General features: G+C 66.7%; 12 protein-coding genes and 5 pseudogenes. 9 read left to right on the top strand and 8 right to left on the bottom strand.

What is annotated here, in order from left to right; all coding sequences use genetic code 11:
• Nucleotides 1-474: 474 nt before the first annotated feature.
• Nucleotides 475-1,209: a hypothetical protein gene (locus tag GT030_RS11145; RefSeq protein ID WP_161200958.1), complete on the top strand. Its 735-nt coding sequence runs from the start codon at nt 475-477 to the stop codon at nt 1,207-1,209.
• Nucleotides 1,210-1,395: 186 nt separating this feature from the next.
• A pseudogene (locus GT030_RS11140) lies at nt 1,396-1,950 on the top strand (IS5 family transposase); the annotation flags it as partial.
• A 126-nt stretch (nt 1,951-2,076) separates the two neighbouring features.
• Here the strand turns inward: GT030_RS11140 and GT030_RS36325 are convergent.
• Nucleotides 2,077-2,847, bottom strand: coding sequence for a helix-turn-helix transcriptional regulator (locus GT030_RS36325; RefSeq protein WP_346009608.1), 771 nt, complete (start codon nt 2,845-2,847; stop codon nt 2,077-2,079).
• A 267-nt stretch (nt 2,848-3,114) separates the two neighbouring features.
• Here GT030_RS36325 and GT030_RS11130 point away from each other — a divergent pair, with 267 nt between their 5' ends.
• Entirely contained in the window at nt 3,115-3,573 is a 459-nt protein-coding gene (locus GT030_RS11130) for a hypothetical protein (RefSeq protein ID WP_161200956.1), read from the top strand.
• Nucleotides 3,574-4,325: 752 nt separating this feature from the next.
• Here GT030_RS11130 and GT030_RS11125 read toward each other — a convergent pair.
• Nucleotides 4,326-5,453 (bottom strand): alpha/beta hydrolase, encoded by a 1,128-nt coding sequence (locus GT030_RS11125; RefSeq protein ID WP_161200955.1) that lies wholly within the window; start codon nt 5,451-5,453, stop codon nt 4,326-4,328.
• A 186-nt stretch (nt 5,454-5,639) separates the two neighbouring features.
• Here GT030_RS11125 and GT030_RS36320 point away from each other — a divergent pair.
• Nucleotides 5,640-5,786 (top strand): annotated as a pseudogene (locus GT030_RS36320) (nuclear transport factor 2 family protein); the annotation flags it as partial.
• 199 nt (nt 5,787-5,985) lie between these two features.
• Nucleotides 5,986-6,293: pseudogene (locus tag GT030_RS11120) on the top strand (hypothetical protein); the annotation flags it as partial.
• Nucleotides 6,294-6,442: 149 nt separating this feature from the next.
• On the opposite strand, the gene GT030_RS35580 reads toward GT030_RS11120, so the two are convergent.
• Together GT030_RS35580 and GT030_RS37330 are read right to left on the bottom strand one after the other, a co-directional pair.
• A complete protein-coding gene (locus tag GT030_RS35580; protein WP_202459962.1) occupies nt 6,443-6,637 on the bottom strand; it encodes a hypothetical protein in 195 nt (64 codons plus the stop codon).
• 241 nt (nt 6,638-6,878) lie between these two features.
• Nucleotides 6,879-7,421, bottom strand: a pseudogene (locus tag GT030_RS37330) (RICIN domain-containing protein); the annotation flags it as partial.
• On the opposite strand from GT030_RS37330, the gene GT030_RS36310 reads away from it, so the two are divergent.
• The 3 genes from GT030_RS36310 (at nt 7,330) to GT030_RS11105 (ending at nt 9,082) form a co-directional block, all read left to right on the top strand.
• A complete protein-coding gene (locus GT030_RS36310; RefSeq protein ID WP_237522313.1) occupies nt 7,330-7,752 on the top strand; it encodes a hypothetical protein in 423 nt (140 codons plus the stop codon). The pseudogene GT030_RS37330 and the gene GT030_RS36310 overlap by 92 nt on opposite strands.
• A 395-nt stretch (nt 7,753-8,147) precedes the next feature.
• Nucleotides 8,148-8,642, top strand: coding sequence for a MarR family transcriptional regulator (locus GT030_RS11110; protein WP_161200954.1), 495 nt, complete (start codon nt 8,148-8,150; stop codon nt 8,640-8,642).
• On the top strand, nt 8,639-9,082 hold the full coding sequence (locus GT030_RS11105) for a MarR family transcriptional regulator (RefSeq protein WP_161200953.1): 444 nt from the start codon (nt 8,639-8,641) through the stop codon (nt 9,080-9,082). Before GT030_RS11110 ends, GT030_RS11105 begins: the two co-directional genes overlap by 4 nt.
• Before the next feature lie 13 nt (nt 9,083-9,095).
• Here GT030_RS11105 and GT030_RS11100 read toward each other — a convergent pair.
• A pseudogene (locus GT030_RS11100) lies at nt 9,096-9,263 on the bottom strand (IS5/IS1182 family transposase); the annotation flags it as partial.
• A 707-nt stretch (nt 9,264-9,970) separates the two neighbouring features.
• Nucleotides 9,971-10,135 carry a hypothetical protein gene (locus GT030_RS37325; protein WP_202459961.1) on the bottom strand — a complete coding sequence of 55 codons (165 nt, stop codon included), beginning with the start codon at nt 10,133-10,135 and terminating at the stop codon, nt 9,971-9,973.
• A gap of 254 nt (nt 10,136-10,389) precedes the next feature.
• On the opposite strand from GT030_RS37325, the gene GT030_RS37320 reads away from it, so the two are divergent.
• Nucleotides 10,390-10,806: a hypothetical protein gene (locus tag GT030_RS37320; protein ID WP_202459960.1), complete on the top strand. Its 417-nt coding sequence runs from the start codon at nt 10,390-10,392 to the stop codon at nt 10,804-10,806.
• Between the two features lie 107 nt (nt 10,807-10,913).
• Here GT030_RS37320 and GT030_RS11090 read toward each other — a convergent pair whose 3' ends face one another.
• Nucleotides 10,914-11,117: a cold-shock protein gene (locus GT030_RS11090; RefSeq protein WP_161200952.1), complete on the bottom strand. Its 204-nt coding sequence runs from the start codon at nt 11,115-11,117 to the stop codon at nt 10,914-10,916.
• A 240-nt stretch (nt 11,118-11,357) separates the two neighbouring features.
• On the bottom strand, nt 11,358-11,663 hold a 306-nt coding region (locus GT030_RS11085), incomplete at its 5' end, for a MerR family transcriptional regulator (protein ID WP_161200951.1).

The raw sequence follows: 11,663 nt of genomic DNA, 5'->3' as shown, positions 1-11,663 counted from the left end.
TGCCTCTATGGAAGAGCGTAACGATCGTCCTCAACTTGAGATGGCAATGCGAGAGGACTCATACTCACGCGCCTCTCCGTCCCCGCAGCAGACGAACCTTCTGAGCTGCCGGGACTTATGCGGTGTTCCCTCAGAGCCTCGCGGTAGCAACGAAAGCAGTTGTCGACGATCTCGGGAGGAACCCACCGGGCCGGGATCTCGATGTCGACGAAACCCGAGGCACCCGTCGGCACTCGGCAACGGCGGGACGACGGCGTCACATACGCCCGTAGCCAGCGCTTTGCTCCGTACCCGGACAAGCGGCACATGGCGTCTTGCCGATCGGCACCGAACTGCTGTCCGAAGTCATCGATATTCGACGCGGGCAGCGCCTCCCGAACTGCCCGAGCAATGCTGCTACTCGTCATCGACAGAGCCAAACCGGCGACCTCTGTGCGCCAGCCAACCACGTCAACGTCGTTAAGGGAGATAGTCATGACAACCCAGCAAACCTACCGAAAAGCAGCCGAACGCCACGAAGACATCGAGACGCAGGTCCGGCAGAACCTCGAGGAACTCGGCATCGACTCTTTCGACGCGATGGTGAATCGGTTGGCTGCAACAGCACCTTGGATCACACACGAAGATGAGATCGCGATGATCGCCAACGCCCAAGGTGATGACCAGCAGACACCGAGGCCGCACACTCCGCCCGAGATGCAGGTGGTCATCGACGGTGAGGTCAACGAGCCCGAAGCGGTACGTGAATTCAACGGGCAAGCGCTCTACTCGACGCCGGGTCTTAACGGGAAGGGGGACGAAGAAGTTCTCTACATGTTCACTTCTCTGGAGGGCCTCAAGGATCACATGGTCAGGGACCACTCAGTCGCCGCGCGTCACGCCGATATCGGGACAAGCAATCCCGACTCACTTTCGGTGGATTCGCATTACTACGAGAATGATGATCTCGGCGGAGACTGGTTGCAGAATGGCCCAGGACGGGGCTGGAGTGACCTAAGCAAGGTGCACCGAGGATTTCTTGGTCTCGGGAACTGGGACAACATCATTTCGTCCGTCGACTGGTGCCGATGGCACATAACGCTATTCGACGGGGCTAACTGGGGTGGTAGCCGCCTCGAACTTCCGGCCGGCAGAACGCGCTACCACCTGAGGGATTTCGGGTGGAATGACCGCACGTCTGCAACCGTAAACTGGGGGAGGCGATTTTAAAGCGAAAAGTGCCTTTGCCCAGCGAGAATGCGGATCGCTGGATCGCTGAGGTCCTTGTTCTCACTCCTGTCGGAGGCACTTTCCAGGTGAAGCAGCCTAATACTCCAGCTGTAGATCTTGATGTTGCCGCTGGGGCGAAGGGCGGCTCTGATGGCTCAGGCCGACGCCGACAAGGAGCTTCACTGGGTCGTCTCGGTGGATTCCCCAATCGTACGCGCTCATCAACACGCCGCCGGGGCCCACAAAAGGGGCCCCGGCAGCCGAGCCGCACGACCAGGCCATCGGACGGTCGCGCGGGGGACTTACAACGAAGATCCATCTTGCTGCCGACGGCCGCTGTCGTCCCTCGCGTTTGTCCTGACCGGCGGTCAAGCGGGCGACGCACCCACCTTCATGGACGTCATGGCCGGACTCCGTGTACCGCGTCACCGCGGACGGCCTCGAACCAGGCCTGACGTAGTCATGGCCGACAAGGCGTATTCCTCCCGCGCGATCCGCGACCACCTGAGCAAGCGCGGCATCTGCGCGGTGATCCCCGTGCCAGCAGATCAACGTGGCCACCGACTGCGGAGGGGCAGCCGGGGCGGGAGACCGCCGGCGTTCGACCGCGAGACCTACAGGCAGCGCAACAGCGCCGCCCAAGGCATCCAGCGACCATTTACGGGACAACTCTTAGCGTGGTGCCGTACGCGGGGGGTAGTGGCGTGTCCGGGGAGCGGGCCCGCGTTGCCTCGAGGGTGATCTCGCCGCGCTTCTCCATTGCCACGTCGGGATAGCAGTTCGACCCCGCGCGACTGGGAGCCCGGGTGCCGGTTGCCCTCACCACCACCGGCCTGACCCTCGCACCACCGACCCCACCCTGAAACCTCAGTGGTCACACTGCGGGAGGGCTGGGCTGTCGTGGGTCCGCACAGCCGGTAACCAGGCATGTCCGCCAGGCACATCGTTCAGCCGGACGCGGAACCAGCGCGACGTCGCAACGCCCGTTTCGTCGGCGACTCGGTCTCCGTCGTACAGCACGCAGTCGGTGACCAGCACGTCGCCATGCCAAATTCTGTGACTGACGACGTTGTCTGCGTCGTACTTCTTTCTAGGATCACGTGCCAGACCCATGCTGCACGCAGGCACATGGTCCTTGCGGTCCTGGCAGTTCCCCTCGATGTTGAAGACGTGCACGGACACGGCCTGTGCGTTGGATGAAAGGGCCGCGGACTTGGCCGGCGGATCATCAGGTAGCACTAGTGCAACGATTCCGGCCGCGGCTGCGACGGCGGCCACGCAAGAGGCAGCCATCAGAGCTTTCCGTTTGCGCTTCGTTGCGCCGGTGGGCGGAGCGGCCGGTTGCGGTCTTTCGCCTTGCTGGCTGGAAAGATCTTCTTGCGACCCTGTCGGGGACGTCTTGAGTGCGTCGGCCAAGGCCCAGAGACGGTGGAGATCCCGTAGCTCCGAGCTACTTGCACCGCACGCCTTGGCGATGGTGTGAACCGGTCCGTAGCCGGCAGGAAGTTTGGTACCTGCGCAGTAGCGGTGGAGGCTAGACCTGCTGATCCCAGTCTGTTTGGCCAATGCCTCGAAGCTCACTCCTGCCCGGTCCTTCAGCGCTTGCAGCCGAATGGCGAACTGCTCTATCTCCCCCACCTGCGACACCCTTCATGCCGATCGTGCACAAGACTGCTGCGCTCCTACTCCGGTCCAGGATGACTCCGTCTCATCCCTGTCCCAAGGACTGGCCAAAAGCACAGCTCACGTCCGGGTAAGCATCCCAGCATCCCTCCAGGGGACGCCTGTCTTGTTTCGGTCTCTCCTGCCCTGCCAATGTCGCGGTGGCTCAACCGAAACGTCCGAAGTGCGCGAATAGAAATACGACTTCGGGCACGGAGGAACATCCCGACCAAGGAGTCTGAGATGCGTTTGATACGTAGCAGGGCAGCAGCTGTCGCCGCGCTGGTGCTGGGTGCCGGGCTGACGGGCATCAGCACAGCCGGCCCGGTGCACGCCTCTGTCGCCGAGTGCACCAACGGCGCCAACGGCTTCGTGAGCATCCCCTACAACAAGAGTGGCAGCGTGAAGACCAGCGTCTCACTGGGCCGCACCACCGTCCAACTGCACGTCGGCCCGATCAATGGCAAGGACTACGGCTGGGCGAAGATCACCGGATCGACGCAGCGGGGCGACCAGGTGTGGATGGACTGGACGACGACTGGGGGCAACGGATGGCTGCAGTGCGGGCCATGGTCCGTCTCGACCGACGGCAACCCCAACACCAGCGCCGCGCAAGTCGTCAACTACAGCAACTCCCAGTGGCTGTTCCGGGCCTGCGGCAAGCAGGTGGGAGGGACCAGTAAGTGCACCGGCTGGTGGTAATACGCTCTTAAGCGATCACGGGCCAGTATCCAAGTCGTTGAGTGCTGGATCTGGACGAACCGCGCGTCCCGTGTGTGGCTGCTAGAGCATGTCCGGCACGGCGGTGCTGAACATGCGGTTGCACGAGATGGCATCGGGTGGCAGCCAGCCACCCGATGCCAGGACCGGCCGCCCCTGCCCGAGCGGCTCACCGTGACGGGCGTAAAAACCCGCCCCGCAGTGTCAACAGCCACTTCGTTCTCCCGGTAGACCGGCCAGAAGCGGCCGTTGCCGTCCGGCCCTCCGGCAACCGGCACCGCAGACCGGTCTTTCGGGCTGTTTGTGGCAACTTCTATTGGCCCCACTTCGGCAATGAAATTGGCCCCACTCGTGGCCCTGACGGGTCGCGTGGGGTGCGTCAACCTCGCTCCGGCAAGTTGTTTTGGCCCCGCCCCGAACGCCGGATGCTCCGATCTGTGGTGGACGACGAGGACGGGCAATTGGCACGACCGCGGAGAACGGCTCGTACCTGACCGGGCCGAGGCCAACGCCCCGCATGGGGCGCCGGCCTCGGTTCTGGGGGCTCAGAACGGCCAATGAGATGACTTCTAAGAGCGGTCGCCGTACCAGTCGAGAATCATCAGGGCGATGATCAGGCAGGCGATGACGCCGACGAGGGTGATGACGGTTCCGTTGGCCTGCTCCGGACCGGCAGCGTCGATTTCCACTGAGCCGCACCGGCCGGCAGGGGGCAGTTACCCTGACCGAGTCCGTCAGCCGTGCAAGGCCTTGCGGAGGGCGGCGGTGGTCTTGGCCACCGCGTCCTTCGCCGAGGGGGTGTCCTGGAGGGCGTCGAGCATCATGAAGTCGTGCACCGTCTCCGGGTAGTCGAGGTGCTCGACCGGGACGTCGGCGGCGCGCAGCTTGGCGGCGTAGGCCAGCGCACCGTCCCGCAGGACGTCGGAGTCGGTGACGACCAGGGCCGGGGGAAGCCCGCGAAGCTGCTCGGTGGTGGCCTTGTTGGGCGAGGCGAGCGGCTGCTCTCGGTCGGCCGCGGTGGGGGCGTACTGGTCCCAGAAGTATTCCATGTTGGCCTTGGTGAGCCAGCAGTTCTCCGCGAAGCGCTGGTATGAGGCGGTGTTGAAGTTGGCGTCCGTGACCGGGTACAGGAGCACCTGCTCGCGGAACTTCACGCCGCCGCGCTCCTTGGCCATCATGGTGACGGCGGCGGTCATGTCACCTCCGACCGAGTCACCGGCCACGGCCAGCCGCGTGCCGTCGATGCCGATCTCCTGGCCGTGCTCGGCCACCCACTTTGAGGCCAAGTACGCCTGCTCGATGGCGACGGGGTAGCGCGCCTCGGGAGACGGGGTGTAGTTGACGAAGACGACCGCCGCGTCGGCCCCGTCGGCGAGCTGGCGCACCAGGCGGTCGTGGGTCATCTCGTTACCCAGCACCCAGCCGCCGCCGTGGATGTAGACGAGGCCCGGCAGGGTTCCCGTGGCGCCCTTGGGGCGCAGGATGGTCAGCGAGACCTCTCCGGTCGGGCCGCCCTTGATCGTCTTCTGTGTGACGTCCGCCGGGAGCTTCTCCACCGGGCCGGCCTGGAGCTTGTTCAGGACGTCACGCGCGGCCTTGGTGCTGAGCGTCGACAGCGGCGGCGGGTTCTGGGCGGCCAGCTCGTTCACGAAACCCTGGGTGATGCGGTCGAGCTTGACGGCCGGGTTGCCGCAGGGTACGTCCTTGCCACCGGCGGGGTCACCACCCGCTATCGCCTGGGAGGGCAGGTCCGCCTTGGCCTGCGGGAGAGCGGAGTAGCCGGCCAGGGCCACGCCCGTCGCCAGTGCGGTGGCGACCGCGAGGACGATCCTGCGACGCTGTCGCCCAGAAGATGCCTGCATGAGTGTCTCCTTCGGGTGAAATTCGGCCCCCGGGACACACTCATCGAACACTCACCCCGACAGCCACTTCATGACGCCGGGCGAGTGAACGCACACGCCCAACGGGGTGACTACGAGCCCGTCATGGTTTGGCGAGCGCGCTCCTGGGCCCCCTCGTCGAGCTCATGTCGCCACGCTCAGCTCCGCATGGTGCCCCCGAGGCTCCCCGCGAACGTGGGCCACTACGAGGACACGTTCCGGAAGGTCGAGGACACCTGGCTCCTAACCAGCCGAGTCACGCACCTACCATTCGGCGGAGAGACGGCACGACTCAGTCACCCCGACCAGTCCTGACTGCGGGGCCCAACCTGGCTATGTCCATCCGCCGCCGTCGCACTGGCCCCGCGACTTCACCACGAACCCACGGATCCGACGTCGCGAGGCACGGCGACAGACCCTCGGGTTCCCGCCGAGAACCCTTCAGTTCGACGGTGTTGGTGGCCAAACAGGTCAGCCGCATGCCCTTCGCCGCGCCCATCGGCTTGCCAAGGTCGGGTGAACTCGCGCCACCGGGTGGCTGCGCTCCCTGTGGCTGGAGCGCGGCAGTACCGTGCCGATGCCCGCGCCGCGCGATCCGCGGCTCGGCTCCTGTGGTTCGTGCGCGAGGCGTGGCCGTCGCCCGCGACCGGGACGTCGAGGGTCGCGGGCGAGTTGGAGCGGGGGCAGACGCTGCGACTGACCGTGGAGTCGGACCGGATGGCCGTCTTCGGGGACGGGATGGAGGCCGACGCCCTGGAACTGACCTGGGGTCAGAGCGTACGGGTGGGGATCGCGGCGTCGTCTCTGCGTCCGGTGATCTGAACGCGCCCCGGCGGATGACCGGCCTCCGGCACCGACCGGTCGGATGTGGTGCCGCGACCCGTGCGGGACGCGGAAGGCCCCGCCGGGGCAGGGGCCGGTACGGCTCTGTCCCGGCGGGGCCTGCGTGGCGACCGTCGGACCGGTCGGACCTAGCCGACGTTGAGGTTGTCGTCCACGAGGAACTCCGGATAGCCGAAACGCTCTCCGAGGGCGGTGAACGCGTCGCAGCGGTCTTCGTCGATCGGCACGAAGTACGCCTTCATGGCCCTGAGGAACAGCCGGAAACCGACATCGGCACAGGTTTCGTCGGTCACCCGCTCCAGCGCCGGGACCAGGCCGGGCACCGATCATGTATGACCACCTTCTTGCCGGTCGCCGCACCCTGCGGGCCGTCCTTGACCCATACGCGTCCCAGGGACCCCTGGTCCCGTAGCTCCCACTTGACCTCGAGCAGATCGTAGCCTTGGCCTTGTCCACATCGGCCTTCGCCGGCGCGGTACCGGTGTGCGTCTTGGGGACGATCCTGAACTTCTGCGCGGCAGAGCCGTTGCACGTCGACAGCACGGCGTCCTTGCTGTTGTCGAACGTGGGCAGGTGCACGCACTTGCCGGACGCCGCGTTCACCAGCGGGGTCGCGCTGCGCACGTCGAACTTCCACTGCTGGGCCTTGGCGCTGCCGCAGTCCCGGATCTGGATCTTCGTGCCGTCGGCGTTGCCGCCGTTCAGCACCTCCAGACACTTGCCGGAGTTCGCGTTGCGCAGGGTCCGGCCACCGTCGTAGGTGGCCCACATCTGCCACTGCTGGGCGGCCCCGCCATTACAGGTGTAGACCTGCACCGGGGTGCCGTTGGTCTTGCCGCCGCCCGCGACCTCAAGGCACTTGCCGGCGGCGCCCGGTACCTGGATCTCCAACTGGCCGTCGCCGATCCAGTTGAAGCCGCCCTCGGTGTAGTAGTCCAGCCAGCGGGTGGAGTAGTCCGCGATCCACGACTGCCCCAGCAGCTTGCCCAGGGCGAACGCGCCGTCCTGGAGGGCCTTGTCCGCGCTGCTGCTGGCGGCGAGGCTCTGGTTGCGCTGGGTGCTCTGTGAGGCGATCTCCTGCTGCCACTCGGCGGACGCCTGCGCCACTTCCTTGCCCAGCACCCGGTCAGGGTCGATCGGACCGTGCCACGCGCACGAAGCGAACCGGGTCTTCAGGTCCTCGACCGCGATGCGGAACTCCGGGCTGTCCGGCGCCGGCGCGGTCCTGGGGAAGCCTCCGGAGGCGAGGAAGATGCGGGCGTCGTCGGAGAACACCCGCGGAACGAAGATCTCGTTGGGCACGATGTCCCCGGAGTTCTTCTTCCAGAGCTTCCAGGCCTCCTGCTCCTGGCTCGTCCCGCCGCTGGTGTACAGCGGGTCACCGATCGCGAGGGCGGCCTTCTTTGTCTTGTCGTCGGCCTGCGGTGACGGGTCGTAGAACGGGGACAGCAGGTCGACCGACTTGAAGTACGACTGGTAGAGCCAGGGAAGCAGCCCCGTCTTGTCGAAGAAGTTCTCCTTCTCGGCGGCGCCGGGGTAGTCGTCCAGGCCACTGACGGCGGTGCTCCACGACTGACGGGTGTCCTCGGAAGACCCCGATCGGCATCAGCTCAGAATTTGACACCTCGCCATCATTGAGCTTCGACCAACTCGAAGGTCAACACCGACGAGCGGTGCCACCAACCTCATCGCCAGCAACACCTAGGCCTGTATCCGGTCCTGATCACATGACGGGACGGAGGCAGTCCCGCCGGAGGCGTTCAGTCAGCCCGTCGCGGCGCCGAGCCGGGTGCGCCGCCATGTCGAAAATAGTAGCCATGTACTCTATCGGTCATGAGCAAGGGTTCCCCGGGCCCCACGCCCGGTTTCCTGGTATGGCGGCTCGCCAACAAGTGGCGTGTCGCGGTCGATCGCGCGGTGGCTCCGCTGGGCCTCACCCACGCGCAGTACTCGCTGGTCGCGTCGCTGCACGGCATGCAGCGCGCCGGTGAGCGGCCCAGTCAGCGCCAACTCGCCGACCACACCGGCCTGGAGGCGCTCTACGTCTCGAAGCTGGCGCGCGCCCTGGAGTCGTCCGGCCTGATCGAGCGCACCCGCGATCCCCGCGACCCGCGCGCCGTACAACTCGCCCTCACCGGGCAGGGCCAGGCCGTCACGCGGCAGGCCATCGCGGTAGTCCAGGAACTGCATAAGCAGCTGCTGGAGCCGCTCGGCGGCCTCGGTACCCCGCGGACACGCGCACTCACCGACGAGCTGACGACCCTGCTCAACGCACCCCTCACTCCCCCCTCACCGAACAACAAGAGCACTCAGGAGACAACACCATGACCACCACCGCACCCGTCGCCGACGCCCGCGCCCTCGGCCTGGCCCACTACGCCGCACGGGGCGTACTGGAACACGTCCTGGCCCAGCACGGCATTACGTTCCAGCAGCAGGTCGTCCTGCGCGCGGCCGTCACCGCCGACGCCCCGCAGGCGCCGGACGATCTCATCACCCAGGTCCAGGGCTCCCTCAAGGCCGATCCGGCCGACCTTCGCGCCACCCTCGACGAACTCCTGGCCAAGCAACTGCTCGTCGCGGACGGCGCACACCTTCGCTCCACGGACGCGGGGCACGAGCTGCTCGCCGCCGTCGGCGCGGAGACCGCCCCCATCACTGCCCGGATCTGGGGCGGGATACCCGCCGAGGACCTGGCCGCCGCCGGCCGCGTCCTCGCCCTGGTCACCGAGCGTGCCAACACGGAGCTTGCGGCGCTGACCGCCTGACCACCCGACCGGCGCCGAACTCGGCCGGCATCTCCCGCCACTGCCCTCCCGTCCTGAACCGCCAGATCGCACCCTCGAACTGCTGCCGCAGGCCGCTCGGGATACGGGGCGTACCGGACCCGCCTATCGGCAGGTACGGCTCGATGAACTCCCCGTCCACATCGGCGAGTTGCTCCCGCACAGATCGATCACGACTCGATATGCGCCCTAGCCGTCGTGCGTACGGACGTCGGCCACGTGCGGAGCAGCGTCCGCCGAGAGGTGCTGGATCTGAGCATGCGCGCGGGCACGGGACCGACACAGGGGGGTCGCCGTGTTGACCACCACCTCGCGGGAGCCCCAACCCCAGGACAAGTCACCCTTACGAGCAACGGGCTGTCCCCCAATTCACCGCCCTATCGCACGAGCGCGGCAAGACAGGCATCCAAAGGCTGAACACGTCCGGGGAGAACTGTGCGAAGGTCCCACCAGACGATGGCCGCGGTCTCCTCATTGGGCCGAAAATCGCGGACTTCGGAACAGTGACCCGCGAACATGGCCAGATATTCGGCACGCCTGTCTGGCGCCAAGACGAACCACGCGTATCCAACCAGCCGCAACGGCGTGTCAGACCGGCGTCCAACCGCCGTCTTCTCAGCTCCTCGCCGAACGCGGCGGACGGCTGTGGCACGGAAACGTCCGTAACCATCCATCCAGATGAACGGGGTTACGCACGAAAGACTGAGGCAACCCCACCCGGACGGACAAGACGAACAGTGCTGTTTCCCGTTTCCTCCCCACGGATGGAACGCCGTATGGCACGCCCCGCTCGCTGGCCAAGCTAGTAGGCCGCACAGTGCACGACGTCCTGGGCCCCTGCGGGCCGCCGGTACCCCCATCGGCCGGAGCTCAGGTGAGGAGGGCGGCGGGGTAGGTGGCGCCGTCGAGGTGCAGGAGGCCGCGCACGGGCGCCGTGGACTGCTGGTTCTGGTCGGTGAGTCCTCGACGGGTAAGACGCGGGCCTGCTGGGAAGCGGTCCAGCCGCTCGACGCCGCAGGATGGCGGTTGTGGCATCCCTTCGACCCGACCCGCGCGGAAGCTGCGCTGGAGGAACTACACCGGGTCGGCCCACGAACAGTAGTGTGGCTGAACGAAGCTCAGCACTACTTCGGCGACCTCGACTTCGGCGAACGGATCGCGGCCGCCGTCCACGCGCTCCTGGTCACGTCCGAGCGCGGACCGGTCCTCGTACTGGGCACGCTCTGGCCCCGACTACGCCAAGGAGTACACGGCACTACCCGCGCCGGACGCGGTGGACCGGCACAGCCGTGCGGGAGTTGCTTGCCGGACGCACCGTCAGGCTCCCCGACGCCTTCGGCGTCGCCGCCCTGGCGGAGGCGACAGTGAAGGCCGAGGAAGGTGACCGGCTGTTGGCCGACGCACTCAGCCGGGCGCGTGACGACGGGCGCCTGGCGCAGGACCTCGGGGTGGGTCCCGCCCTCGTCGAGCGGCACCAGTCGGGAAGCCCGGCCGCGCGCGCACTGCTGGAAGCGGCGATGGACGCCCGTCGTCTCGGTATCGGCCTGCACCTTCCGCAGGCGTTCCTCACCGACGCAGCACTCGACTGTCTTCACGAGGCCGATTACGACCAGCTCGCCGAGGACTGGGCTGAACAGGCGTACGCCCCTTCGCACTCCCGTCTCGACACAGACCAGGGCTGCACAGCAACGGCTGCGCAGCCCTGACTTGGTACGTCTTAGATTCCGCCGACGTCACCGGATCAGACGGGCATTCGCCGTTCCGGTCGGGGTCGAGCGCGGTCCCCTGCGTTGTGCGAGCGGAGTATGGAAGGTCAGGCCGGGTTGATGTTCTCGGCCTGGGGGCCCTTCTGGCCCTGGGTGACGTCGAAGGTCACGCTCTGGCCCTCCTGGAGCTCACGGAAGCCCGAGGAGTTGATCGCCGAGTAGTGGGCGAAGACGTCCGGGCCTCCGCCGTCCTGGGCAATGAAGCCGAAGCCCTTCTCCGCGTTGAACCACTTCACAGTTCCCGTAGCCATGTCTCATGCCTTCCAGTCGAGTACGCCTCCCGCAACGTACGAAAGGCGGAGGTGATCGCCCTGGTTCCTGCGGCACAGCACAGCAAAAAGCCCACGCCTACGGCGTGGGCAAAGGGAACTTCCGAACCACGACAGCTGACGCAGACGCTACACGGCCGCACACGGTGTCACCAGAGGAAACAAGTACACGTCGTGGACCGTGTGCGGCAGGTCCGCCGTGGGGCGGCAGGCGCGCCCAGGTCACGCCGCGGCCGTGGGATTCGCTGATTCGGCGGCGCGGCGGTACTCGGCATTGATGCGCTGGGCCTCTTCGAGCTGGTCCTCGAGGATGACGATCCGGCAGGCAGCCTCGATGGGAGTGCCCTGGTCGACGAGTTCGCGGGCACGGGCGGCGATGCGCAGCTGGTAGCGGGAGTAGCGGCGGTGTCCGCCGGCCGAGCGCAGCGGGGTGATCAGGCGGTGTTCGCCGATGGCTCGGAGGAAGCCCTGGGTGGTGCCGAGCATGTCAGCGGCCCGGCCCATCGTGTAGGCGGGGTAATCGTCGTC

The sequence above is a fragment of the Streptomyces sp. SID1328 genome (assembly GCF_009865595.1).
GTDB lineage: Bacteria > Actinomycetota > Actinomycetes > Streptomycetales > Streptomycetaceae > Streptomyces > Streptomyces griseoluteus.
This window is presented reverse-complemented; position numbering and strand designations above follow the sequence as displayed.

Excerpts from the sequence above, each read along its gene's own strand:
- GT030_RS11145 (WP_161200958.1), top strand. The coding sequence starts at position 475 with ATGACAACCCAGCAAACCTACCGAAAAGCAGCCGAACGCCACGAAGAC.
- GT030_RS11130 (WP_161200956.1), top strand. The coding sequence starts at position 3,115 with ATGCGTTTGATACGTAGCAGGGCAGCAGCTGTCGCCGCGCTGGTGCTG.
- GT030_RS11125 (WP_161200955.1), bottom strand. The coding sequence starts at position 5,453 with ATGCAGGCATCTTCTGGGCGACAGCGTCGCAGGATCGTCCTCGCGGTC.
- GT030_RS11110 (WP_161200954.1), top strand. The coding sequence starts at position 8,148 with ATGAGCAAGGGTTCCCCGGGCCCCACGCCCGGTTTCCTGGTATGGCGG.
- GT030_RS11105 (WP_161200953.1), top strand. The coding sequence starts at position 8,639 with ATGACCACCACCGCACCCGTCGCCGACGCCCGCGCCCTCGGCCTGGCC.
- GT030_RS37325 (WP_202459961.1), bottom strand. The coding sequence starts at position 10,135 with ATGCCACAACCGCCATCCTGCGGCGTCGAGCGGCTGGACCGCTTCCCA.
- GT030_RS11090 (WP_161200952.1), bottom strand. The coding sequence starts at position 11,117 with ATGGCTACGGGAACTGTGAAGTGGTTCAACGCGGAGAAGGGCTTCGGC.